Origin of the sequence: Treponema sp. B152 (genome assembly GCF_024181665.1) — a bacterium.
Taxonomy (GTDB): domain Bacteria; phylum Spirochaetota; class Spirochaetia; order Treponematales; family Treponemataceae; genus Treponema_B; species Treponema_B denticola.
This window is the reverse complement of sequence record NZ_CP058668.1, coordinates 2,633,783-2,659,987: the sequence shown is the minus strand read 5'-3', so window position 1 is coordinate 2,659,987 and position 26,205 is coordinate 2,633,783. Positions and strand designations below refer to the sequence as shown.

The window sequence follows — 26,205 nt, the reverse complement described above, 5'->3', positions numbered from 1 at the left end:
CCCCTATCTTGTTACCTAATACATAATAGTATATACTAAAATCAAATGAATAATTTATTTAGTATACTTCATAATACCCCTTTATTTCAAGAGGGAACTATAGAATTCTATAAACCCCTAAAGCCTCTTACATCATACAAAATCGGAGGCCCTGCAGAAGCTCTTTTTTGTCCTAAAGATGAAGACCATTTAAAAGAAGCCTTAATTTTTTTAAGCAAAAATAAGATTTCGGCATCGTTAATAGGCGGCGGAACAAACATTCTTGTCTCCGATAAGGGGTTTAAAGGTATTTTAATAAGCCTAAAAAATTTAAACAAGATAGAAATCATAGGCGAATCCGAAAACAAGGTTTTTGTAAGAGCCGGAGCAGGCGTCCTCACCGATAAGCTTACAAAATGGGCTGTAGGAAAAGCTTTTTCGGGCCTGGAATGTTTCGGAGGCCTTCCCGGCAGCGTCGGAGGGGCCGTATTTATGAATGCACGCTGCTATGATGTTTCAATCTCGGATAGGTTAAAATCGATAAAATATATCTTAGCCGATGGCGATAAAACGGAATTTGCAGAATATGAATATAATCCTTCCGATTGGGATTATAAGGTTTCGCCGTTTCAACAAAATCCGGTAAGTACCGAGATTACAAAAAATAGAAAGATAGTTCTTTCTGCCGTTTTTACCTTAACCCATGGAATAAAAGAAGAAATTGCTGTCAAAACCGAGGAAAAAGTTCAAGATAGAATTTCAAAGGGACATTTTAAGGAACCTTCTGCAGGAAGTACATTTAAAAATAACAGAGCCTTCGGGCAGCCCAGCGGCAAGCTGATAGAGGATGCCGGATTAAAAGGTCTCTGCGAAGGAGGGGCTCAGGTCGCTCCTTGGCACGGAAATTTTATAATTAACAAGCATGATGCTTCAGCCTCGGATATAAAAACTTTGATAGAAAAGGTTCAAAAAACGGTTAAAGATAAGACGGGCTTTTTACTTGAACCGGAAGTTATTTTTGCAGGCGATTGGGGCTAGACTTTTTAGAGATTACCGCAATAAAACGCAAAAAATTACAAGTATTTCTTAATTTTTACACAAAAATACATAAAATTCTTTTAAAATCGCTTGACTTATTTATTTTTTTAAAGTATATTAGATATATCAAGAGCAGATAAAACTGCCAATATCTTTAAGGAGAGAAAAAGATGAAAACATTATTAAGATTTATTAAGTCAAACAGAAAAAGCGGAAACCCTCAAAGATCTGAACTACTTACACCGCAAGAAAAAATTCAAGAGCAGGCCCTTGTTTGGAAAGCTCATGTAGGAGTCAATTACTTTACAATCTAATTTTGTAAACACTTTGAGGCTATAAAATCTTTAGGTAAAGATTTATCCATAAAACTAAAGACCCGCTTTTGCGGGTCTTTTTTTATCTGCGCACACCGAAAACAACTTACACCCTATACTAAATAAGAATTTATATGTAAAATATAAGAGCTGTATTTTAAGGCAGCGAAGGAGCTAAATATGAGCAAAATTGTAGTGGTGGGTGCAAATCACGCCGGAACGTCGGCCATTAATTTTTTAACTGAACTTTCAAAAGAAAATGAAGTCGTTGTCTTTGACAGAAATACCAATATCAGCTTTTTAGGCTGCGGAATGGCCCTCTGGATAGGAAATCAGATCAGAGGTTCCGAAGGTCTCTTTTATTCCAATAAGGAAAAACTGGAAGCAAAGGGTGCTAAGGTTACAATGGAAGCCGATATTACACGCATAGATTTCGATAAAAAAATCGTATACGGAACGGTAAAGGGTTCACAGCCCATCGAAGAATCCTATGATAAATTAATCCTTGCAACAGGTTCAATTCCTATAATGCCGAAGATTAAGGGCATGGACTTGGAAAATGTTCAGCAGGTAAAGATTTTTCAAAATGCCCAAGAAGTTATCGACAAGCTAAAAAATCCCGATATTAAAAAAATTGCAGTTGTAGGAGCCGGATACATCGGTGTTGAACTTGCCGAAGCCTTTAAAAGGCATAATAAGGAAGTTGTGCTCATTGATGCAATGCCGTCAAGTCTTTCAAACTATTACGATAAGCCTTTTACCGATTTAATGGATAAAAATTTAAACGATCACGGAATCAAACTTGCATATAATCAGCTCGTCCAAGAAATCAAAGGAACAACAAAGGTAGAAGCCGTTGTTACGGACAAGGGAGAATATCCGGCCGACATGGTAGTCGTCTGTATCGGTTTTAGGCCCAATACCGACCTTGGAAAAGATAAACTTGAAACCTTTAAAAACGGAGCCTATTCGGTCAACCTAAAGCAAGAGACAAGCATAAAAGATGTTTACGCAATAGGAGACTGTGCAACAGTTTTTGATAACTCTTTAGGAGAAAAATCCTACATTGCCCTTGCAACAAATGCGGTAAGAAGCGGAATTATAGCCGCCCATAACGCAGCAGGAATTCCCTTAGAAGGCATAGGAGTCCAAGGTTCTAACGGAATCAATATATATGACTTGAAAATGGTATCAAGCGGCCTTACTGTAGAGCGTGCAAAAAAGCTGGGGCTTGATGTTGAGTTTACCGACTTTGAAGATTTGCAGCGTCCCGAATTTATGGAACACGATAATCCTCCGGTAAAATTAAGGATTGTGTATAACAAAAAAACGAGGGTTATAATCGGTGCTCAAATGGCTTCGACCTATGATATGTCTATGGGTATTCACATGTTCTCCCTTGCAATCCAAGAAAAGCTTACAATCGATAAGCTTAAACTTTTAGACATCTTCTTTTTGCCCCACTTTAATAAGCCGTATAATTACATAACCATGGCCGCCTTGGGAGCAAAATAGGTTTTAGCTTTTTAAGAAAAAAAATTGAGAGTGATTAATATTATGAATAAATACGATTTCAATATGGATTTTCAGTAGATAAAATATTACTAAAAAATAAAACTATAGTATTTAGTAAGTATAATTAATAAGGGATATTATGGATTATATAGCATTACTCAGGGGTATCAATGTTGGAAACTCAATAAAAATTAACATGAAAGAATTGAAAACATTATTTGAGCAATGCGGTTTTTCAAATGTTTCAACATATATCAATTCCGGAAATGTCATTTTTAAATCAAATGACAAGAAAAACAGTATCACAGAGAATATTGAAAAAGCATTACATATAACAAGCGGAAATGAAGTAAAAGTATTAGTAAAGACAAAAAGTGAAGTGGTAGAAATAGCAAATAGTATCCCCGGTGATTGGCAAAATAATGATGATCTAAAGACCGATGTAGCGTATTTATTTGAATCAATAGATAATGAAAATATAATAAATGAATTACCGATAAAAAAGGAATATATACAAGTAATATATGTTAAGGGTGCATTAATCTGGAATGTTCGGCGAGAAGATTATAATAAAAGCCATTTAAATAAAATAATATCGCATAAAGCATATAAAGATATGACAATACGAAATGTTAATACGGCTCGATATCTTGCAAAGTGCTGATAAAAAACTTACCTAACATCCGCTTCAACCTGATATTGCGGACAAGCCGCAAATGCAGGTTAAGCGGCAAATGCAGGTTAAGCGGATGTTATTTAAAAAAATCTATCGGAATTATAATTTCAGGCAATCCTTCTGAATATGGAGCGACCTGATATTGCTCAAAAATAATTTTTATTTTTCCGTTTTCGATTTTAAAAACTTTAAAATTTTCAAGTTTAGGTTCCGTTCCTTCTTTTATCATCGACTCATCGGATGATAAATCCCCTTTCTTAACCTTCTCCATTAGTATTTTTCTTGCCTCATTCGATAACTTGACAAGCCAGTTTTTTGAAGCAGGGCGTACAACATCAGCTAAGGATACGAGTTTTTTTGTTTTTATATCATAGTTTATAGGAACCAACGATGTAAGGCCGTGAGCACCTCCCATATATTCATAGACCGATAAAACAAAACTTATATAATTTCCATCCCGTACAATATCATCATAACCGATAATCAGCTCAAAATTTTGAGGAGTGGACGATTTTGCCATATCATCGGGAGAAACGGAATAATAATTATTCCAAAATGCGGTAACCTTGCCTTTTACCGTTTTTGACACGATAGCATTTAAAGCCGGAACATCTTCAAAAATCGGAAAATCTATTTTTAACTCACAATGAACGGCAGCTTGTTTAACCTCAGCCTTTGAATTGCTTTCGGTAGCGCCCCCTATTGCATCATGAGAAGATGTTTCTGCAGCACCTGAAGCATTAAGCGAAAACACAAAAAGAACAAAGCAAAAAAGAACCATAATTTTTGATTTCATAATATTCTCCATATAAAAATATTTTGAACATTGTATAATATATAGAAAAAATGTAAAGAGGGTTTTACCTTTTTTTAACACATTATTGAATAAAAGCCTTTTTTATTATATAGTCATTTTCAGGGCCGAATATGGGTGTTTTCACATGGGAAGGAAAGAATAAGGTTCTTTCCGAACTGAACCTTTTATTAAAAAATCAAAGTAAATTTTCTTTTACTGAAAACAAAGTAAAAAGTTTTAATTCTGAAGATGCAAAAAATTTATACATTGAATCCGACAATCTCTATGCCCTTCTTTTTTTACAAAAAGATTATAAAGATAAAATCAAAATAATATACATTGATCCTCCGTACAATACGGGGAAAAAATTTACTTATGCCGATAATTTTCAAACTAAGACAGAATGGATGAATTATCTTTATGTAAGATTGAGCCTTGCAAAAAACTTATTAACTGATGACGGTCTTATTTTTATAAGCATTGACGATAAGACCTGCCCTTATTTAAGGATAATCCTTGATGAAATCTTCGGTACGAAAAATTTTATTTCTACCCTTGTATGGAATAACTCGACCGGCGGAGGCTTACGCAAAAAGCATATCAACACATCGCATGAGTACATTGTCTTATACGCCAAGGATAAAACTAAGGTTAAGCCCATGACTGCCCCGATGCCGGAAAAGGCGAAGAAAATGTATAAATACAGAGATGCTGACGGAAGATTTTTTAGATACCAACAATTTGCATGGAAAAATAAAACGGATGCAAAAAGGCAAAAATATCCTATAAAAACGCCTGACGGGAATTTTATCGTTCCTAAGGCAGGCTATATTTACCGCTTTGTCGAAAAAAGTTTTTTTAATCTTTTAGAAAAAAATCTAATCGAATTTAAAAAATCGGACAAATCCGTTTTTACCGATATAAATGGGCGGTCTACAAAATGGACTATCTATGTAAAAACCTACCTTGAAAAAAGGGAAGAAACGGTTCCGAAATCGCTCCTGCCTGCAGAATATGTTAAAACAAATATACAAAGTGTATATGAACAAAAAGTCTTATTCGGAGCAAAGATTTTCGATTATGCAAAACCGGTTTCTCTTTTAAAATATCTTTTTAAGCTGGTTCCGAATTCGGACAATGCGGTTGTTTTAGATTTTTTTTCGGGTTCGGCAACAACAGCCCATGCCGTGATGGAACTAAACGCAGAGCTCAACGAAAACCGAAAATTTATCTTGGTACAAAGAGGAGAGCCTTGCCCTGAGGATTCCCCTGCCCTCAAGGCCGGCTTTAAAACAATAGCCGAGCTGGGCAGGGAAAGAATTATAAGAGCCTCCGCCTTAATCCAAAAAAGATTTTCTCAAACAACTTTCGGGTTTAAGTATTTGGAATTAAGCGGAGAGCAAGGCCTTATTTTTTAAGATACTTTTCAAACCAGTTGAATATCTCGGTTAAGCGGCGGATTCGGTGCTTGGGTTTTCCCGTTCTGGATAGGTCATGATTTTCCCCATGGAACAAGACAAGCTTTGCTTCGCAGCCGTGATATTTTAGAGCCGTAAACATTTGGAAGGCGCAGGCCTCAAAGCAGCGGTAGTCCTCATCCGACTGAATAAAAAGGGTCGGCGTTTTGCACTTATCGGCATACTTGAGCGGGCTGTGATCCCACATTTTTTCTACACCCTTCCAAGGAGTAACTCCTCCGTTTTGGTCGGAATTAAAATAATAACCGATATCGGTAATTCCGAATTTGGAAATCCAGTTTGAAATAGAACGCTGAGAGCAGGCTGCCGCAAAGCGGTTTGTGTGGCCGATAATCCAGTTTGTCATAAAACCGCCGTAAGAGCCGCCCATAACGCCTACTTTTTCCTTGTCGATATCTTTATACTTCTTTAAAACCTCATCCGTAAGCTTCATTAAATCGGAGTAGTCGATTGTTCCGTACTTGCCCCGGATATCGGCAAAGGCTCGACCCATTCCGTCGGCACCGCGGGGATTCGTATAAAACACAAAGTAACCGGATTGAGCTAAAAACTGCATCTCGTGATGAAAAATTGAACCGTAAGCGGTCTTAGGTCCGCCGTGAATTGTCAAGATACCGGGATATTTTTTTCCGGCCTTGTAGTTTAAAGGCTTTAAAACAAAGCCGTGGAGTTTAACACCGTCATTTGTAAACTCGAATTCCTCGGGCACAATCTTTTGCAACTTTGAAGCATAGGTATTATGCTTTGTGAGGCAGGTTTCTTTTTTATCTTCAAAAAGATAAACTTCTTGTAATTCCTGTTTTCTAAAACCGATAAAAAGAATTTTTTCTTCATGAACGGCAAAGCAGTCCACAGAACCTTTTTCGGAAATAAGCTGTTTTAATTCTCCTTTTTCGTCAATGACATTTACAAAGGAAGAATCATCCTCGGTTGTAATAAAATAATATTTTCCGTCTTTGACATGGGAGTTAGCACCGCCTCCAAACCTTGAATCGGATCCCACGGAATTCCATAAGCTCTTGTCATAATCCTTGGGCGAAATCATCTTCGCTCCCGTTCCGGTTTTGGGAATAAGATAAATATCGGCATCTTGGTTTACGCCGTATTTTTTTCCGTCGGCGCCCGTATAAAGAATTTTATCTTTGAAAAATTTGGCATCGGCGTACATAAAATCTTGACCGCCATTTAAAAGCTTTGCCTTTTTTGTTTTTAAGGGCATGAGCATCAGCTCATTATAGATGGGCATCTTATCGGTATAAGTTGATTTTGTAAATAGAATCTCTTGGGTCTTTTTATCAAAATCAAAACCGTCAACCTGAGTAAACTCATCGGTTAGAGCCGTACCCTTCATGTTTGAAAGATTATAAACAAAGAGCCGGTTTCTCTTGCGCGAGGTAAAACCGCCCCCGTTACTCCAAAACGGAATCTCTTCAAAGGTTTCATAATCGGCCTCATCTTTTTTTGCTTCTTCTGCTTTTTCTTTAGGCAGCTTTTTAAACGGGTCATCCTTCCATGAGTGTAAAACAACAGCCGTCTTTTTATCGGCAAATTCCATTTTTAAAACGGGATGGGGGAAGGTGTAGGCAAGCAAGGCCTCACCGCCCGAAACGGGGATAGCATAAACAAAGGTTTTCTCTTTTTCTTCCTTTTCTTTTTTCGTTCTTCTTGCAGAAAAAAGGAGGCGATCGCCGTCAAAGCCGTAAAAAGAATTTACATCCTCGCCCGTAAGCTGCTTTGTCTTTTTTGTTTCCATGTCCAAAAGAAAAAGAGCCTTGTTATAATCGTTTTCGGTTAGATCGGCATGAGCACAAATATAGGCCGCATATCTTCCGTCTTCCGAAAATTTAAGGTTACTTAAAAATTCGTAATTTTTAAAATCGTCCAACTTTATTGTCTTCATCAAAGTTCTCCTTTAAGAATTTTTGTTAAATAAGTATAACACTATCGGGCAGTTTAAACAAGGGGACTCGTCACTTTGCAATTAAAACTACAGTTGTGCGGGCAAGCACGACATATATTTGCTGATTCATAATCTGCTCGGTATGTTCTTCATCTAAAAAATCTTGTCCACTCGTGTACGAGGTGTCTATAAGACGATGCCATATCTTCCCGCCGGAAGACGGAGGGGGAAGTCTCACGGTTATATCGTTATTATAACTATTGGTCATAACATAAAAATCGTTATCATCTTCATCGCTTTCCAAATTAATTTTGTTGCCGTCTATTAAAAAGGCTAAAAAATTTGAAGGCGCATTCCAATTGGGTTTTTGTGCCTGATAATCAAACCAAGTTATATCGCTTGGAGTGCCGTTAATCTTCGAAGCTCCGGTAAAAAAATGTTTTCTTAAAAAAGAAAAATGAGTCTTCCTTAAATTGATAAGTTTTTTGGTAAATTCGAATAGGTCCTTATTTTCATTTAAAAGTCCCCAATCAAACCACGACATTTCATTATCCTGACAATAAGCATTATTGTTTCCGTTTTGTGTACGGAATACCTCATCTCCCATGTTAATCATGGGCGTGCCGGCTGAAAGAATAAGCGTTGTCAAAATATTTTTTGCAGACCTCATACGCATTCTTTCAATTTCGACAGATGCGGATCCTTCTATTCCATGATTATAGCTTAAATTTTCATTTGAGCCGTCACGGTTATTTTCCCCGTTTTCTTCGTTATGTTTTTCGGAATAACTTAGCAAATCGCAAAGGGTAAAGCCGTCATGACAGCAGACAAAATTTATTGACTGATAAGGCCTTCTGCCTTTTTGAGAATATAAATCCGCAGAACCGGTTACTCTGGTTGCCAAGTGTCTTATATCAGGATTGGGCTGCAGCCAAAACTCTCTGACGGAGTTACGGAATAAATCGTTCCATTCCGCCCAACGCCCGGGAAATTTTCCTACCATGTATGCACCGGCAGCATCCCAAGCTTCAGCTATAATCTTTGTAGAACGAAGAATGGAATCATCTGCGATAGCCTGTATCATAAAAGAATTTAAATCTATACTTCCGGTTTTATCGCGTGCCAGAACGGGAGCCAAATCAAAACGGAATCCGTCTACATGCATTTCAGTTACCCAATACCGCAGACAATCCAATATAAATTTTATAACAGGAATTTCCGAGGTTTTTAGACTGTTACCGCAGCCCGAAAAATTTTTATAATAAAGCTTATTATCTTCAAGATGATAGTAAATGGAATTATCAAATCCCTTAAAAGAAAAAACGGGACCGTTTTCGTTTCCTTCCGCAGTATGGTTAAACACCACATCCAATATTATTTCGATACCGGCTTTATGAAATTCCCTGACCATAAATTTAAACTCGTTTACGGCATTACCCGGATCTTCGGCATAGAGGGCCTTAGGTGCAAAAAAAGCAATTGTGCTGTATCCCCAATAGTTTTTTAGCCTAACGCCGGTTTTAGGATTTATATTCATATTTTCATTTTCATCAAAATCAAAAACGGGCAGGAGCTCAAGAGAAGTAATGCCCAAATCCTTTAAATACGGAATCAGCTCCACAAGACCTGAATATTTACCCCGTTTTGTAGGACTTATTTTATCGTTTAAAAAAGAAAAGCCCTTTACATGAGCTTCATATATCACACATTTTTGGAGCGGAATATTTAAGGGTTTATCTCCCTGCCAATCGAATTCCCTATCATCGATAACTACACATTTTGGGAATCCCTTTGCCGTTCTTTTATGTTGATTTTTACCGCCGGAAGCTTTACTTTCTCTTTGATTAAAAATTTGCTCCGAATTAAATACCGAATGAGAACTTATAAGTCTTGCATAAGGGTCAAGTAAATAATTATTTTCATCGAATAAAAAACCAGCTGAAGGCGAAAACTCTCCGTCAGCCGTATACAAATAAAATGCCCAACTTTTTAAACCGGAAACAAACACATGCCAAACATCACCGGTTTTATTTATTTGAGGATCCAGTTTATATGAGATTATCGGCTCGGAATCCTCTACATTTTCAAATAAGTGTAGAACTATTTCCTTTGCATTTCGTGAAAAGACGCTGAAATTCACTCCATCACAGCTTAATTTTGCGCCTAATGGAGAAGCTTTTCCCTGAAAAAAAGATAAATCGTTCATATTCATCATTAAAGTATAGTATGTATTTTAAATTTATGCTATAATGAAAACAACGTTTTAAAGGAAATAATAATGAAAAAGGTTCCCATAATAAGCACAATACAGACTACCGTGGACGGATTAAAAAATGCTGCACAAAACATAGAAAACGTCGATATTGCAGTCCTTGATAAATATGAAGACATTGTTTCGTTTTTTAAATATGAAATGCCTGAAATCAAGATTATCGATTTCGGAGATCCTAATATCGATGCCGAGGCTTGTGTTAGGATTATAAAAGATGATCCGTGGCTTTTATTCGGAGGAATTATAGCCATTACCAACGACCGTCAAGAAAAAGCAAAACTTGAACAAATAAAGGAACCTAACTTTCTATTTGTATGTACAAGAAAAGATTTTGAAAAAAACACCGAACAGATTATAAAGATTTTAAACCAACATCAACATTTTCTTTTTAACAGAGGAATGCACCAGAGGGCTGATGAAAAAGAGACAGGTCATTTTGTAAGCGATACCGACCCATTTGAAATAGTTTTCTACGCAAACCTGATAGGAACTTATCTTTACAATACCAACAGAGTAAATGAAGAAGAACGATCTTCCTTACAAACTGCAATGATGGAATTTTTACTTAATGCAGTAGAACACGGAAACTGTAATATCTCTTATGAGGAAAAGAATAAATGGCTGCGAAGCGGAAAAAATATGCTCGATTTAATTGCCGAAAAACAAAAACAGCCTGAAATAAGAAAGAAAAAAGTTTATATCACATATTCGGTACTGCCTGAAAAAACAAAGATAACTATCAAGGATGAAGGAAACGGTTTTGACTGGAAAAGCCATCTTGAATCAGACTTTGAAGCAGGCCTTCACGGAATGGGCATTAAACTTTCTCAAACCCTTGTTAAAAATCTACGCTATAATAATATTGGGAATGAGGTTTCATTTGAGGTAAATAACCAAAGAAATATAGCAAACTTGACACCTGCTATTTTAAAATCCCAGCAATTACTAACCTTCAAACACATGCAGATTGTCTGCCGCGAAAACGAGGATTCAAGCGATCTTTTTTATATAAGTTCGGGACGCTATGCAGTCTATGTAAACAATAAATTGATGTCGGTTTTAACACCGGCTGATATTTTTATAGGTGAAATGGCCTTTTTAATGAATGACAGAAGATCTGCTACTGTCGTATCTATCGGAGAAGGCTCTCTTGTAAAGATTCCTAAGATGAATTTTATGAAGCTGATAGAAGAATATCCTCATTACGGTATTTTCTTATCCCGATTGTTGGCTAACCGCTTAGCCCGTCAATCAAAGATTACGGCACAACTAAAAGAAGAACAAGAAAATAACAAGTAGTAATTCCAATAAAGCCCTTAATTTAATCAGCGGAATTCTATTAATGTTTCTTTTAGGGTTTTAACAAAGACTTCGAGCTCTCCCCTTTGTGTTAAGGGCCCTATTGAAACACGCACTGAATTTTGCTGAACCTTAGCATCAATTTTCATAGCCTCTAAAACGGGGCGGGTTTGTTTTTTTGATGAACATGCAGAACCTGTAGAAATACAGATTCCCTTTTCCGACAAGCAGCGGACAAGGACCTCACCGGTTAATTCTTTAACCGCAAACTGTAAAATCCACGGAGAAAATTTATCCTTTAACTGCGGACGGGATTCGGGAATAAAGCTTAGGCCCTCAATACCTGCCAGTTCTTCAATTAAAAAATCCGTTAATTCTTTTGCATGAAAAACATAGCCGTCTAAATTTTTATAATATTTTTTTAAGCAGCCGGACAGAGCTAAAATACCTGCAAGGTTTTCGGTTCCGGGCCTTATTCCATTTTCTTGCCCGCCCCCTCGGATAAAGGCCTCCATATTTTTAGCAAGATACAAAAAACCGATTCCTCTGGGGGCTCCTATTTTGTGTCCGCTAAAAGAAGCCGAATGAATGGATAGTTTTGAAAGCTCAAAAGGAATCTTTCCTATAGCTTGGACAGCATCGGTATGAAAATGGATTTTTCTTTTTCCCTTAGAATATTCTTCAAGAGCCTTTCCTATTTCGGCGATGGGCTGAATTGCTCCAGTTTCATTGTTTACCGCCATTACCGAAACAAAGGCCGTATCGGGCCCTATGGTTTTTAAAACCGCATCGGCACTTATAAAGCCGTTTTTATCCGCAGGAATTTGTAAAATCTTATAACCCCGTGCCTTCATAACGGCAGCCTGTTCCCTGACTGTGGAATGTTCTATACTGCTGACCGCAATCGAGCAAGGAGAAGGAAGGGCTAAAAGAGAGAGCATAGGAATATAATTCCCCTCAGTTCCTCCCGATGTAAAAATAATATGATCGGGTGCCGTATTCAAAAGTTCTGCAATTTCCGAACGAGTGTCTTCTAAAATTTTTCGAGCATCCTTACCTAAAAAATGTTTTGAAGAAGGGTTTGCAAAATATTTAAAAGCTTTTTTTAAGGCCTCCGTAATTATATCTTCTTGAGGAATGGCTGTTGCCGCCCAATCCAAATAAATCATAGAACCTCCCTGATGTCTTTTTCAGAAGCTTCATACATAAAAGTCTCGCAAATATTTTTTTGTAAAATCAAACGGATTTTACCGTCCATATTTTTTTTATCTTTTTTCATTGCTAAAAGCACCTTCTCCTTATCATATAAGAGCGGAGCATCTATGCGGCTATAAGAATGTATAATAGAGCAAACCTCATCCGCATAGGAAGAATCGGTTAAGCCTAATTTTTTACCTAATAGCATCGCCTTTGACATTCCCCAAGCAACAGCCTCCCCATGAGAAATCTTTGAAAAATTTAAAACGGATTCTAACGCATGGCCAAAGGTATGCCCCAAGTTTAAAAAAGCTCTTTCATTTTTTTCGCCAAAGTCGCGGCTTACAACCAGTGCTTTTGCCTCAACAGCTATTTTAACAAGGTCCAAGCAAAGGCCTTCATCTCTTGCAAAAATTTTTTCTCTTTGTGTTCTAAAAACTTGGTAAATATCTTTTGAATATAAAAGGCCCATCTTAAATATCTCGAACATTCCTGAAAGATATTCCGCTTCGCTTAAACTTTTTAAGACTTTGGGACTTATGTAAATTTCATCAGCCTTAAAAAAAGTTCCTACCATGTTTTTATAACCGTCAAAATTTATTGCAGTTTTTCCGCCGATGGCTGCATCCGCCATGGCTAAAAGACTGGTAGGAACAAGTTTGCATTTTGCCCCCCTCATATAAACCGAGGCAGCAAAGGCCGCCAAATCGCAGACAAGACCTCCACCAACCCCGATAAAAACAGAGTTCCGGCTTAAGCCCGCATCAAGGGCGGTTTTTAAAATAGATACAAGGGAAGTAAAATTTTTATTTTCTTCTCCGGCTTCAATGACAACCAAGGGAAGGTCCGAACGAAAATTTCTTGCACCCTTTGCAATAGGAGCAGTATTTGAATCGGCGATATACATTCCGCCGGCTGTACCTACAGGCGGTACAAAAGGCTCATCGCAGTAAAACACTTCGGTTGTCCCTTGAACCGTTGTAAAAATAAAACTATCCATAAATTATCAAAATTTTATTAAAGCATTTTCAGCAGCTGCAGCACCAAAAGAGAGGAATCCTTTGCTGCCTGTGCCGAAAAAACCTCATAAGAAATTTTAGCAGCTTCATCCTTTCCGGCCGTATCGGAAATACTCCTCAAAATTAAAAAGGGAATTTTATTTATGCAGCAAACTTGAGCAGCTGCTGCCCCTTCCATTTCAACACAGGCAGGATTAAATTCTTTGATAATCCTTTCTCTAAGTTTTTTATCTGAAACAAAGGTATCCCCTGAAGCAATTCGGCCTTCAATAAGCTTTAAATTTTTTATATGCTCATCATCACTTTCTTTTTGCATAGCCTTAAAAGCTTTAAGTGCCAGGGTTTTAAGCTTTTTGTCGGCAGGCCAAAAAGGAGACTTTGTCATAGGTACCTGCCCAATGGGATGTCCAAAGGCTGTTGCATCTACATCATGCTGAACTGCATCGGTGGAAACAACCATATCGAAAACATTTATACCTTCCAAAAGCCCTCCGGCCGCCCCGGTGTTTATTACGGCATCAACCTTAAATTCCGAAATAAGAATTTGACAGCACAGAGCCGCATTGACCTTACCTATTCCGCTGCACACAAGAACAACATCCTTTCCCATTATCGTTCCCGTAAAAAAACTAAGACCGGCAATTTTTCGAATTTCCCCAACTAAATGCTTTTTTAAAAGTTTAACTTCCTGCTCTTCAGCACCAAAAATTCCTATCTTCATTATTAACCTCTTCTTAAATTCAAAATAAACGTCATATCAGGATTATAGCATAAAAATACTTGGGTATTCTACACCTTGAGTTATCAACATTCCATATATAACAAAAACCGCCTCGAAAAACTTAATTGTTTTACAAGGCGGTTGATTTGATCTAAAATATTTAAAGCCCTATTCTTTTGTAGGCTCGGTATATAGATCAAAAGGACTTACTGCCGAAGGCAAATTTTCCACCAAGGCAGGAAGAGACAATAAGACGGTATCTTGAAAAAGAGGTATTCTAAATTCTCCGACAAAGTCATCTCTTCCATCAGTAAATCTTATAATGACCTTGTGTTTTTGCCCCCTCAAAAGTATTTGATCCCTATCACCCTTAAAAAGCTCTAAAGGTTCTTGTCCGTTAAAGCTGACCTCAATTGAATCAAAGGCCTTAAAGCTGCCGTCATCGGCTTTTTTGTTTTCAAATAAAACTGCGTGAGTTCTACCCATAGTAAACATAAGGATAAGCAGCAAAACATAAAGAATAGGCAAAATAATTCTTATTGCTAAAACCGTTTTTTTCGATTGTATTCTCATTTTTTTTCTCCTTCAGTTTGCAAACGTAATTCGGAACGTTTCTTCTCCGCATTTCTCTGATTTCTTGCAGCATAGAGCACCAATGAAAGAGCTATTGCCGCATAACCGGCAAAATCTCTAAAGTATTCTCCAATCATTGCAGAACCAAGAAGCTGTTGACCTGCCATCGGGGTAACAATGTACAAGAAGTGGAGGAGAACAACGCCTATAAAAACATTCTTTATACTTACCCTGCTGACCGAAGCGCCTCCAACCAAGATAGCGGCGGCGGCAAAAAAGCCCGTCTGGTCATGGGCATTGTAAGTGCTCATATTTCCCATATTCTGTAAGAAAATAATCTGTCCTATGCAGGCCAATACAGTCGAAATTATAATCGAAATAATCCTTGTGTGTTCAACGGCGATACCGGCCGAATTTGAAACCGATTGATTTTGTCCGATGGCCCTCATATCCTGTCCAAGCTTTGTTTTTCTAAACCATACGATAAATAAACAAAGAGCAATAATAATAAGATAGGATAAGACTGGTATACGTAACCCTGCTATATTGAATGAGAAAGTCGTGTCCAATACCTGTCTTACAGGGGCAAGCTCAAGAGTATTCCGCACACCGAAACCGCGCGAAAGTTTTATAGCTTTGTTGTGCATCGGTATAACCGAACCCATAAGATACAAAACAAAGAACTGGTATACGCCGTTAAAGAAAAAACCCAAGATATAACTTGTTACCATTTCACGGCCTCTTGCTTTGTTTAATATTGAGCCGGCAATCCAGCCGAGCAGTACCGAAATGGGCATTCCTATCAAGGCTGCAAATACCAAACCGTAAATACCGCCGATACCCCAGTCCATCGCAAAGATTAAGCCTATCTGTCCTGCCATTGCACCTAAAACCATACCGAAGTTTATACCCATACCGGCCATAATAGGTAAGATAAGGGAGAATACCAAAAAGGAGTTTCTTCCTATTCGGGTTAAAATCTCACCTATAATATGATGAGCCGAAAGGCCTGATACGGGAATAGCCACAAAAGAAATCAATAAGAAAATAAGCGAAACAAGATTATCAGCCAAAAAATCGAGTACCGAAAATTTCTTTAATTTTTTATTTAATTTTTCCGTTATTTTATTCATAATCAATTACCTCGTCTTTTGTGTTTTTCTTGTCAGAGCATATAAAATCATACCGTTTGAAAGCACAATTCGGATAACCTCGGACATATCGGTCTGCAAAATACTGTTTATAACTGAAGGTGTCATCGACAAAATTCCCTGAAACAGAACAGTACCTATAACGACATTTAAAATTGAAGCCTTATTGACCGAAGCTCCGCCTATAAGAATGGCAGCTACTGCCGGGAAGGCCATAAAAAGCGGAGCCTTATAAAGCTGAATAAAACCGAAACTTTGTTGATACAATAAGATTCCTATTCCTCCGCATATCGTTGAAAGGACTATACTGATAGTTCTTGCCCTGTTTATACTTACGCCGCTTGCCCTTGCAAAATCGGGATTTGAACCGACAGCCGTCAATGCCGTACCTGTTCTCGTTTTCATAAAAAGCTTCATTAAGAACATACATACCGCACAGAACAATATTACACCAGTAGGGAATTTGAAAGAGCCGATTTTAATTGGTAAAAAATCATTTAAAATATTTACCCAATACCCATCAAGAGTTATTGTTGTACGCAAGCCCTGTCCCGAATAAGCCCAAACCATACTCGGATTTGAATAAGGAAGTACTATCCATAAAATAGCCATAAAGGTAACCGATGCAAAGCCGATATACATGGCTATTGTCATCTCTTCTCCTTTAACCTTATTTAATATCTGACTATAACCCAAGCCTATTATTCCTGAAAAAATAATTGTTAGAAACACGGCAGTAAAAAAGCCTGCAATACCGACAAGCCCGAATTGCATTGCTAAAGTAGAACCTAGCAGCCCTCCCAAAACTCCTAATGAAAGACCGAAGTTTAAACCGCAGCCTGTTTGAATCATCGGAACCATGGCCAAAACCATCAAGGCATTCATACCGAAACGGTTTGCAACGTCCGAAAGAGAAGCTCCTATGCTTACCTTAACAAAGGGGGCAATTATAAAAAGGCTGAGAAGAAATAATAGAATAATTATTCTAGGTATACCGAAATCCGCAAGTATTTTTTTAAACTTTTCCATACTATTTTACCCCCGCCATATATAAAGCAAATTCTGCCGGTTTTTCTTCCGGCGGCAAAATTCCTGAAATCTCTCCGTGGAAAACGATTGCAACCCTGTCGCAGACGGAACGGAGCTCTTCCAGCTCACTTGAAATCATAATGATTGTAGTACCGAGTTCCTTATTTATTTTTCTCAAGGCATCCAAAACAAGGGCTTTTGCACCTACGTCAATACCTCGCGTAGGTTCTGCAACAAAAAGAATCTCAGGCTCAAGGCAAAAAGCCTTAGCCAAACAAATCTTTTGCTGATTTCCGCCCGAAAGCTCCTTTGCCTTTTGATGACTTCCCGTACATCGTATTTGAAGCATATCTATATATTTGTCTGCCAGAGATTTCATCACTTTTTCATCTCTTATTTTAAGAAGCCCGCCCAAATAACTTTTTAGATATGCTCTTTTAGATTGAATAGCCGTAAAAGCGATATTCCACTCAAGGCTTTCATCAAGAAGAAGACCTACACCTCGTCTGTCTTCAGAAACAAATGCTAATCCGTCCAGTAAGGCCTGCTTAGTATTATTTAACGAGAGCTCTTTTCCTTTAAAGGTTACAGTTCCTCCGGCCGGGAAGATACCCATAATTCCGTTGGGAATACCGACCTTTCCTTGACCTGCAAGACCGCCTATACCGAAGATTTCGCCTTCGTGAACTGAAAAGTTTACATTTCGGACAATCTCACCGGGCATATCGACCCAAAGATTTTTTACATCAAGCACTACAGACCCTGTCTTTTTTTCCTTGTCTTTTTTTTCCGTATTGGAAATTTCGCGGCCTACCATACCTGCAGCAATTTCAGGAATTGTTATCTCGCTTGTTTTTTTATCTTGAATCGTTTTTCCGTCTCTTAGGATTACGACTCTATCGCATATGTCTATAACTTCCTGCAATCTATGCGAAATAAAAATTACGGCTATTCCCTTATCTGCAAGTTTTTTTACTGCCGCTAAAAGAATATCCGCCTCGGATTCGGTTAAAACAGCAGTCGGCTCATCTAAAACCAAAAGTTTTACATTATCTCTGTCTATTTCGCGTGCAATTTCGGTAAATTGCTTATGGCCTACAGGCATTTCCGAAATTAATGTGCGGGCATCTATTGAAACGCCAAGCTCGTTTAAAACGGCTTGAGCTCTATCATTCATTTCTTTTCTCTTTAATAAACTTAATCGGGGGGTAAATAAGTCTGAAAGGATAGAAGGGGTTTGTAGCTCCCTGTTCAGCATAATATTTTCCATTGCCGAAAATCCGGGAATCAGCGAAAATTCTTGGTGAACCATTCCGATTCCGGCATCCAAAGCATCAAAAGGCGACTTAAATTTGACTTCTTTTCCCTCGATCAAAATACGTCCGCCATATCCTCCTGTATCATTAATAACAGGCATTCCAAACAAGATGCTCATCAGAGTTGTTTTACCGGCCCCGTTTTCTCCTACCAAACCGATTATTTCTCCTCTTTTTAACGAAAAATTCACACCTTGCAGAACCTGTGTACCGGAAAAATCTTTTGTGATATTTTCCAATGTCAAAAAATCTTTATTGTCATTCATAACAGTTCTGTCCTAAATCAAAAAGTAAGGGGCGAAGCTAATCCGCCCCTATAAAATTACGAGTTAAGGAAAATTAAATAATCCTTTAAAAATAAATTAACCAATAATTAGCCCCAATTTAGTTGGAGAATTTAGTGGTATAATATTTTTCCGGAATTTCCTGTGCTGTAGACGGCAGATAACCCTGACCGAAAACATATGTATCCATAAACATCAAGGCATGATTCTTTGAGCGAACGCCCGTGCTTGCATCAACATATGCAGTACTCTTCCATTTTGCTCCCGGAGTAAACTTATTAAAGGCTTCCGACAAATCCTTCATATTATGTAGTTTTGCTTCTCCGTCAATAACACGGCGGGCATATTCGCCCAAACCTGCAGAAACGGTAAAACCTAAAGAATATGCCCAAGTACCGAATCTTCCTTTTCCGCCCTTTGCAATAACAGTATCTTCGACTTTCTTTAATATTTTCTGGAAGTCGCCCTGCTCTGCAGATAAGTCGATACCTAAAGCTCCGGGATATCCCATCAATGGTGAGGGCAAGTCTGCTTCAATAAACATACCGCCGTAAGCAAAAAGCTGCTTTAACAAAGGTTCCGTATGAGCATCATTTGTACAGAAGAAACAGGTTTCTTTTCCATATTTTTCAATCCACTGAGGAACTTTTTCCAAAATGAATTGCTGAGCACCGGCTGTTCCGACATCACTTGTGGGATCAGGAGCTGTTTCAAAATGGAATTCCATACCCAAATCCTCTTTACAAGCAATTTCAAGAAGCTGTCGGCGTAAGCCTAAGGTCTGATATGACATGTGTCTGGGGAAAGAAATATGAACAAAATGTTTTGCTCCTATTTGTTTTGCAGCCCAAGCGATTGTATATCCTCGAGAAATAAAATCCTGAGATGCAACCATATCGGCGGCGGCATCAATTACAAGCGGATCCTCATGAGCTTCACCGGCAAAACAAAGAATATCGGGTCTCTTTTCTTTTACGCGTTTAAAAGCTTCTGCTGTTCCCGGAATTGACTGATTTGTAACGATAGCCTTCATTTTAGGATCATCCGCAAGAGCTACAATCTGAGAGATTGTTGTTTCCTGCTGAGACATAAAATCATCAGGATAGGTAATATGCTGAATCATTCCTCCGTCTTTTACAGAACCGTAAATGCGGATAAGCTCTTCAGCTCCGCGCAAGTCATCTTCAGATTGCGATACTGTTCCGGTCATAATTCCAATGTGATATGCCGGACCTTTAGTTTCTGTTTTTGCAGATCCTTTTTCCTCAGTTTCTTTGCTGCATCCTGCGATAAAAGCAAACAATGCTATCAAAAAAACACCGAACACCAAAGTTCTCTTTTTCATAAATGAACCTCCATTTTTTAAGAAAACTATAAAAGTTTAAAAATTTTGCAGCTTTTTGTGTATTACCTGCTTAATTAAGAGAGTATCTTAAAGACAAAATAGACACTTTTAAACTGTTGGTTAAAATTGTAGCACACATGTATTTAGCCGTCAAGTTTTTTATAATTTTTTTTAAATTTATTTTGTTAAAACCCAGTCCGCTGCATTATGATTTATTGTTACCTGCGAAATCCGTTTAATCATTTTTGTAGGAGTTATATTTGCTTGTACTGCATTTAAAATATCTCCATCAGGCTGCCATAAACCGGCTTCGGCAGCTTCCAATGCAGCTCGTTCAATTTCAGGTCTTCCCCATTCCTCATCCTTGGGATTCCTAAACAAGACGGCATCCTGTAAACCCTCATTTTGACTTGTTCTAATAAGAACGGCATTCGTCCTTTTCGGCTGAAACTTTTGCAGCTTAGCCCAAAAACAAAAAGCCTTTTCTCCCGGCTCAAGAGCATTACAAGCATCGGCGGAAACTAAAATACCGTCTTCAGGCATTGAACCGTCTAGCGGTAAATACCAATAGAATACAATTATATCTCCTGCTTCTACCTCAAAAGCAGGAAACACATAGTCAGGTTCTTTTGAGTTTCCCGCATTTACAAGACTTATCCCGAATAAGTTTCCGCTTTTTTTTACGCTGAATCTTATAAAGCCCTCTTTAGATGCGGAGCCTAGCTTTAAAGAAGAAAAAGACAGCTTTGCAGGCCTAGTGTTTGCACCCTTAAAGGGAAGCTCAAAATCAAGAAATTGATTTTGAGCTTTAACCTTTCCGCATATTTTAAAATCTTCGCCTATCTCAAAGCTTGCACCAGGCTTAATCTTAAAAACGGAAAGGTCTCCGTTCTTAGCCTTATAAGCCTTGTCCTGCGAAAAATCGGCTGCTTCAATCTCTTCAACAGTACACAAAATTTCTTCGGGTAAATTTCCTTTTAAGGCATAAGCTTGGAGACCGGTGACTCGCCCTTCAAAAATAAGAGTTATCTCATTATTTGGGGACTGCTCAAATTCTTTGAGAGTAATGCTCTCACCATCACCAAGAAAAATTGAAACAAAGCCCGGCTGTTCAATCATTCCGCTGCAAGAAGCACATAAACTCAAAACCAACAAAACAGATAAAAAAAATCTTTTTTTCATAAAAGACCTCCTACCTATCTTGTATGTTTTTTTTAGCCTTTATAGTAAAATTTTAAAATATTTCTTAAAATCCAATAAGTTTTTTAGAGATACCCTAAATTCTTGTAATTACAGACTCAAAGGGACGTAAAATCTTCTGTTGAGGGTTAAAGTTTCTATAATTAAATAGAATCGGAAGACCTCTAACCTCTTCCCTTATCTTCTGAGCCTTGCCTGACATATTGGAAACAATAAAAAAAGTTTTATCGTCTTTTTTACGGTAATATGCAAAAATATCCTTTCCCAAATCCGCAAATTCTATATCGCCGAGCTGTAAGGCTTCTTCCTCGTTTCTTAAGGCTATCAGTTTCTTATAATAATTAAAGCAGGAATCGGATTCCGATAGATTCTTCTTTACATTTATTTCTTTATATTTTTCGTTAAGCCGCAGCCAAGGCTTTACGGTACAAAAGCCCCCGTTTTCGGAATCATCCCACGGTATGGGAGTTCTTGCATGGTCCCGGGCATAGTTCATTGTCATTTTAAAGGCCCGTTTTTTACCGAATTTAAGACGGCGGAGAGTGTCATAAATATTCTTTGTGGCTATATCGTCGATTTCATCCATGCTTTTAAAATCGGTATTGGTAAGCCCGATTTCCTCACCTTGATAAATAAAGGGAGTTCCTCTTTGGGTTAAAAGAACCGTTGCAAGCATTTTGACGCTTTCTTTGTAGTACTTTCCCTCATCCCCAAACCGCGAAACGGAACGTACCTGATCGTGATTTTCAAAGAAAAGAGGAGTCCACGACATTTTAGTCTGCCATTTTTTTAGGATTTTAATCATTCGGAAAGGTTTATATTTCCGTTTTAAAACCGGAATTTGAAACCAGCAGTCTACCCCCGTGTGATGTTCAAAAGGAAAAACAAGAGTCAATTCGTCCTGAATAAAATCTTTGGCTTCTTCTAAAGAAACATCCATAGTTTCTCCTACGGTAAAGGCATTGTAGGGTTTTAGGACATCTCTATTTAATTCTTTTAGAATATCGTGGCAGCCCTTTTGAGAAAGATAAAACTCTTTGCCTGTTTTAATCCTTCTTTTTTTTGCATCCTCGTAAGAGGTTTTATAAATGCAGTTTATAACATCGCAGCGGAAACCCGCAACACCCATATCCAGCCAAAACTTCAATATCTTTTTTACTTCTTCAATAACCGCAGGATTGTTATAGTTTAGATCGGGCTGATTTTCGGTAAAAAGGTGAAGATAATAGAGTCCGTTTTCCTCGCAATACTTCCATGCAGAACCCAAAAAAAGGCTGTCCCAGTTATTTGGGGGCAGCTTTTTACTCTTTACAAGCCTAGGTTCTTTCCAAACATAATAATTATGGTAGGGCGATTCGGGATTTTTAGATTCTATAAACCATCTGTGCTGATCACTTGTATGGTTTATAACCAAGTCCATCACAATCTTGATATCCAGTTTATCTGCTTCTTTTAATAGAGACTTAAAGTCATCCATTGTGCCGAATTTAGGATTGATATCGCAATAATCGGAAACATCATAGCCGTTATCATAATCGGAGGATGCGGTTACGGGAGAAAGCCAAATTGCCCCTATACCCAGTTCCTTTAAATAAGGCAATTTTGAGATAATACCCTGAATGTCCCCCATCCCGTCATTGTTTGCATCACAAAAACTTCTGGGATATATCTGATAAAAAACCCTTTTATTCCACCATTCCATACATTTTCTCCTAAATAAATTTTATCTAACTTATATTTTAATTGTTTTTTATTATTTGTCTATATTTAAGGGATATATATTTCAAAAAGATATAGAGAATATGCGGGCTCTTGACAGTACGTATAGTGTAGTATAGTATGGTTGTATAAACACTTGCAAAAAGTTTTTATAAGGAGTTATTTATGAAAAATAAAAAAATTTTTACAGTTGTACTTTTGTTGGCTGTGTCCGCTTTGTTGTTTACTTCTTGTGCTTTTAAAATGAATACTGCACAAAAAGCACATTATGAAGCGTTTATAAAAGTGCTTGAAAAGGATGCAGAAAGGAATCCAATAGATGCACAAGTTGTAGTAGAAGCACTTGGGGCAGTTAATATAGATGCCCTTGCAAAAAATTTAAATTATCAAGTTATAGATAAAAAACCCGGCACAGATATCGCAACAGGTACTAAAGCAGCTGAATTAAGAAAACGCTTTGTACCCAAGAAGATAAAGTAACTGCAAAACCTGTTTTTTATCAAGCAAAGTTTTATCCCCATCGGAAGATTCCGTCCTCCGATGGGGCTTTTTTTACTTCCTGAGCCTGACTCCCTCAATGTCCGAGCTGAAAAGCTCTCGCAAATCGTTTAAGCCAAGAGCCATGAGGGCCATTCGGTCAATGCCTATCCCCCAAGCCAATACGGGGACATCAACTCCCATTGTTCTGGATACTTCGGGGCGGAGAATACCTGAGCCGCCAAGCTCGAACCAGCCTAAAACAGGGTGTTTTATATGCACTTCAATCGAAGGTTCGGTAAAGGGGAAATAGCCGCCGACATATTTAACCTCGGTAGCGCCTGCTATTTCGACGGCAAACATTTTGAGGATGCCTAAAAGGGTTTTTAAATTAACCTCATCGCCTAAAACTATTCCTTCGGTTTGATAAAAGTCGGACAAATGGGTAGCATCCACCTTATCGTACCGGAAACATCGGGCTATGCCGAAATATTTGCCGGGTATCTTTGCCTTTGCAAGCTGATGGGCTGAAAGAACCGTACCTTGGCTTCTAAGCAAGAGGCGTTTTGTAAAGTTTCTGTCAAAGGAATAATTCCAGCCTCGGCTTCCTGTATTTCCTCCTGTCTCATGGGTTTCGGCAACGCGGGATAAAAAAGGCTCTTCAATACTCTTTGCATGAGTCGGATTTTTTATGTAGTAAACGTCATGAATATCACGAGCAGCATGAAATTGGGGCATAAAAAGAGCATCCGAGTTCCAAAAATCGGTTTCTACGAGAGGGCCGTCAAATTCTTCAAAGCCTAAGCCTACGAGCTTGTCCTTTACTCCCTCCAAAAAGTCGCAATAGGGATTAGTCCTTCCCGAAATTATACGGGCAGGCGGGAGATTTATATTGTAGCTTCTAAATGTTTGATTTTTCCAGCTTCCGGTTTTTAAGCTCTCGGCTGTAAGCTGTCCCGTCTCATCGCCTGTAATCCCCTCTGATTCAAGCTCTTTTTGAAGAGAAGGAACATCGTCAGTAAACCCGTAAACAACCGAATCCCGCTCTACGATCTTATAAGGGCTGTCGGCTGCTCCGCGTTTTTTTGCAATTGAGTTGATAATCTCGCGTTCTTCATCATCAAGATCTTCCTCGGCTATGATATGGCCTTCGGTTTTAAGGCCTTTTTTCAACAATTCGACGGTTATCTTAAAGCGTTTTGACTGCGGTTCTTGCACAAAGGAAGCCTTTTTTTCTTCATTCATCTTGACGGCACCTTCTTTTGAAAGAACACCGAAGGCCGAACCTACATCCTTATTTTCCAAATTAAGGGCTTCAGCAATTTCAGGAAGCTTCAGTTCGCCTTTTTCTTTTAAAAGCTGTAAAATTCTTTGTTCCGGAGTACCGCGTTCGGCAAAATCTGTCCCGATATTTGTAAGTTCAAAAAATATGTGTTTTTTGCGGTCGGTTTCTTTTATTAAGCCCTTCATCTTAAGCCACGAAAAAACCTGATTTGCATGACCTTCTTTATACGAAAGTTTAAGCTCAAGTTTTTTATTATCAAGATACTCGCCTATTTTAAAATTTTTTAAAACCTTAATCTCAAGAGGATGAAGATTTTTTATAATGCTTTTGATATCCATATTTACTCCGAAATTCATCTAAAAAGATAAGGGATTATAGCACATTTTCAATTCTTTGTACACAATTCGGATTATATAATTTTTTAGGACTTTACAAAAAATCTTACTTATTGTATAATATTGTGTCGGTTGTGTGCTAAATAATTTGGTTTAAAAAGCCGATAAAAAAAAGACAATACCTTTAATTTTTGGAATTTTAATCTGTACTTTTTATTATTTAATTATGGTATAGTCAGAAGAGGAGTTTAAAGTGTCAAGAACACGAACATATAAACGGGCAGAAAACAACTTGGTACGCTATTTTAATGAGCTTTTTAAGGCTTTTTGTACAAGCGTATCCAAGGGTGTAATGAAATTCATCAACGGCGGACGCAAAAAGCTTACCGTAATGGTTGTTCCGCATTCTCAAAAGAGGATCGTAAATTTTCAGGCAAGTATTTTTTCGATTGTTTTTGTTTCGGTTTTGCTTGTAGGTATTTTAGCTTCATTTTTTTGGTTTGCAGCCGAATCTGTAGCTTCTGCCAGAAAACTGGCCAACCTAAAGGAAGAAACACGTAAAACTCAAGCCAGCCTTAATGTTTTAAAAAATGAAACCAATGACCTCTTAAAAAATGCAAAGAATTTTCAATCCACTCTTTCTTCTACATTAACATCTTTGGGTTTACAGTCCATTATGGAAACAGGTGCAGAAAACGACGATTCAAGCGACCTTTCACTCCTGTTTAATGTCCAAGAACAGGCCCAAGGAACGGCAAGAGAAGTAAGCGAGCTTAAAAAACTTTCAGCCTATTTACAGGACACCATTCAGCCCGTACAGGAAATGGCAAAACTGATGGACACTCAAACAGCCCTCTTTTCGGATATTCCGAGTCTTTGGCCCATTAAGGGCGGCATCGGACATATCACGATGGCCTTCGGTCAAAACCGCCATCCTTTTACCGGCCAATGGTATATTCACACCGGTATAGACCTTGCAACAGGCCGCTCAGGCGATCCGATTATGGCTACGGCTGACGGACAGGTTATTACGGTAGAAACGGATCCGGGCTGGGGTAACTATATTATTATTAAGCATAAGCACGGTTTCTTTACAAGATACGCTCACCTAAGCTCATTTAGGGTTACACGAGGACAGCATGTGCAAAAGGGTCAGGTCATAGGCTATATAGGCAACACAGGTATATCTACCGGCCCCCACTTACACTATGAGGTTCACATAGGTTCCGATGTTGTAGATCCTATGAAATATCTTAACATAAAAAATACCGGAAGAAAAAAATAGTC

The 26,205-nt window shown here is 38.1% G+C and carries 22 protein-coding genes; 8 read left to right on the top strand and 14 right to left on the bottom strand.

Annotated elements, in window-relative coordinates:
• Positions 1–45: 45 nt before the first annotated feature.
• The 4 genes from murB (at position 46) to HYB91_RS12510 (ending at position 3,510) form a co-directional block, all read left to right on the top strand.
• Complete coding sequence (gene murB, locus HYB91_RS12525; protein ID WP_002676359.1) at positions 46–1,017, top strand: UDP-N-acetylmuramate dehydrogenase; 972 nt, start codon at positions 46–48, stop codon at positions 1,015–1,017.
• Positions 1,018–1,187: 170 nt separating this feature from the next.
• Entirely contained in the window at positions 1,188–1,331 is a 144-nt protein-coding gene (locus HYB91_RS12520) for a hypothetical protein (RefSeq protein ID WP_002673249.1), read from the top strand.
• Positions 1,332–1,511: 180 nt separating this feature from the next.
• Entirely contained in the window at positions 1,512–2,846 is a 1,335-nt protein-coding gene (gene nox, locus HYB91_RS12515; protein WP_002676360.1) for a H2O-forming NADH oxidase, read from the top strand.
• A gap of 139 nt (positions 2,847–2,985) precedes the next feature.
• Positions 2,986–3,510, top strand: coding sequence for a DUF1697 domain-containing protein (locus tag HYB91_RS12510; protein WP_002666760.1), 525 nt, complete (start codon positions 2,986–2,988; stop codon positions 3,508–3,510).
• Between the two features lie 88 nt (positions 3,511–3,598).
• On the opposite strand, the gene HYB91_RS12505 is transcribed toward HYB91_RS12510, so the two are convergent.
• Positions 3,599–4,318, bottom strand: coding sequence for a DUF3298 and DUF4163 domain-containing protein (locus HYB91_RS12505; protein ID WP_002676361.1), 720 nt, complete (start codon positions 4,316–4,318; stop codon positions 3,599–3,601).
• Positions 4,319–4,449: 131 nt separating this feature from the next.
• Here HYB91_RS12505 and HYB91_RS12500 point away from each other — a divergent pair, with 131 nt between their 5' ends.
• Entirely contained in the window at positions 4,450–5,736 is a 1,287-nt protein-coding gene (locus HYB91_RS12500; RefSeq protein WP_002676362.1) for a site-specific DNA-methyltransferase, read from the top strand.
• Here the strand turns inward: HYB91_RS12500 and HYB91_RS12495 are convergent.
• Positions 5,726–7,696: an alpha/beta hydrolase family protein gene (locus tag HYB91_RS12495; RefSeq protein WP_002676363.1), complete on the bottom strand. Its 1,971-nt coding sequence runs from the start codon at positions 7,694–7,696 to the stop codon at positions 5,726–5,728. The two genes, HYB91_RS12500 and HYB91_RS12495, sit on opposite strands and share 11 nt — an antisense overlap.
• 70 nt (positions 7,697–7,766) lie before the next feature.
• Positions 7,767–9,911, bottom strand: a complete 2,145-nt coding sequence (glgX, locus tag HYB91_RS12490) for a glycogen debranching protein GlgX (RefSeq protein ID WP_002676365.1) — start codon at positions 9,909–9,911, stop codon at positions 7,767–7,769.
• Positions 9,912–9,974: 63 nt separating this feature from the next.
• On the opposite strand from glgX, the gene HYB91_RS12485 reads away from it, so the two are divergent.
• The gene (locus HYB91_RS12485) at positions 9,975–11,267 is read left to right on the top strand and encodes a cyclic nucleotide-binding domain-containing protein (protein ID WP_002676366.1); all 1,293 of its coding nucleotides are present in this window, start codon (positions 9,975–9,977) and stop codon (positions 11,265–11,267) included.
• Positions 11,268–11,293: 26 nt separating this feature from the next.
• Here HYB91_RS12485 and HYB91_RS12480 read toward each other — a convergent pair whose 3' ends face one another.
• From HYB91_RS12480 to HYB91_RS12435, 10 genes are all read right to left on the bottom strand, one after another.
• Positions 11,294–12,436, bottom strand: coding sequence for a cysteine desulfurase family protein (locus HYB91_RS12480; RefSeq protein WP_002676368.1), 1,143 nt, complete (start codon positions 12,434–12,436; stop codon positions 11,294–11,296).
• Entirely contained in the window at positions 12,433–13,464 is a 1,032-nt protein-coding gene (locus tag HYB91_RS12475) for a 3-dehydroquinate synthase (RefSeq protein ID WP_002676369.1), read from the bottom strand. The genes HYB91_RS12480 and HYB91_RS12475 overlap by 4 nt, the downstream gene beginning before the upstream one ends.
• Positions 13,465–13,481: 17 nt before the next feature.
• Entirely contained in the window at positions 13,482–14,204 is a 723-nt protein-coding gene (locus tag HYB91_RS12470; RefSeq protein ID WP_002676371.1) for a 5'-methylthioadenosine/adenosylhomocysteine nucleosidase, read from the bottom strand.
• Between the two features lie 168 nt (positions 14,205–14,372).
• A complete protein-coding gene (locus HYB91_RS12465; RefSeq protein WP_002676372.1) occupies positions 14,373–14,777 on the bottom strand; it encodes a DUF6672 family protein in 405 nt (134 codons plus the stop codon).
• The gene (locus tag HYB91_RS12460; RefSeq protein ID WP_002676375.1) at positions 14,774–15,910 is read right to left on the bottom strand and encodes an ABC transporter permease subunit; all 1,137 of its coding nucleotides are present in this window, start codon (positions 15,908–15,910) and stop codon (positions 14,774–14,776) included. The genes HYB91_RS12465 and HYB91_RS12460 overlap by 4 nt, the downstream gene beginning before the upstream one ends.
• Before the next feature lie 6 nt (positions 15,911–15,916).
• On the bottom strand, positions 15,917–16,957 hold the full coding sequence (locus HYB91_RS12455; protein WP_002673231.1) for an ABC transporter permease subunit: 1,041 nt from the start codon (positions 16,955–16,957) through the stop codon (positions 15,917–15,919).
• A gap of 1 nt (position 16,958) precedes the next feature.
• Positions 16,959–18,539: a sugar ABC transporter ATP-binding protein gene (locus HYB91_RS12450; RefSeq protein WP_002676377.1), complete on the bottom strand. Its 1,581-nt coding sequence runs from the start codon at positions 18,537–18,539 to the stop codon at positions 16,959–16,961.
• Positions 18,540–18,657: 118 nt separating this feature from the next.
• On the bottom strand, positions 18,658–19,902 hold the full coding sequence (locus HYB91_RS12445; protein ID WP_002666734.1) for a DUF3798 domain-containing protein: 1,245 nt from the start codon (positions 19,900–19,902) through the stop codon (positions 18,658–18,660).
• Between the two features lie 177 nt (positions 19,903–20,079).
• Positions 20,080–21,084 carry a lipoprotein TP_1001-related protein gene (locus tag HYB91_RS12440; RefSeq protein ID WP_002676378.1) on the bottom strand — a complete coding sequence of 335 codons (1,005 nt, stop codon included), beginning with the start codon at positions 21,082–21,084 and terminating at the stop codon, positions 20,080–20,082.
• A 94-nt stretch (positions 21,085–21,178) separates the two neighbouring features.
• Positions 21,179–22,804, bottom strand: coding sequence for an alpha-glucosidase (locus HYB91_RS12435; RefSeq protein ID WP_002676379.1), 1,626 nt, complete (start codon positions 22,802–22,804; stop codon positions 21,179–21,181).
• A gap of 182 nt (positions 22,805–22,986) precedes the next feature.
• On the opposite strand from HYB91_RS12435, the gene HYB91_RS12430 reads away from it, so the two are divergent.
• Positions 22,987–23,301 (top strand): hypothetical protein, encoded by a 315-nt coding sequence (locus HYB91_RS12430; RefSeq protein WP_002676380.1) that lies wholly within the window; start codon positions 22,987–22,989, stop codon positions 23,299–23,301.
• Positions 23,302–23,373: 72 nt separating this feature from the next.
• On the opposite strand, the gene HYB91_RS12425 is transcribed toward HYB91_RS12430, so the two are convergent.
• Positions 23,374–24,921, bottom strand: coding sequence for a phenylalanine--tRNA ligase subunit alpha (locus HYB91_RS12425; protein ID WP_002693992.1), 1,548 nt, complete (start codon positions 24,919–24,921; stop codon positions 23,374–23,376).
• Positions 24,922–25,171: 250 nt separating this feature from the next.
• Between HYB91_RS12425 and HYB91_RS12420 the strand changes: the two genes are divergently transcribed.
• A complete protein-coding gene (locus HYB91_RS12420; RefSeq protein WP_002676382.1) occupies positions 25,172–26,203 on the top strand; it encodes a M23 family metallopeptidase in 1,032 nt (343 codons plus the stop codon).
• Positions 26,204–26,205 lie beyond the last annotated feature (2 nt).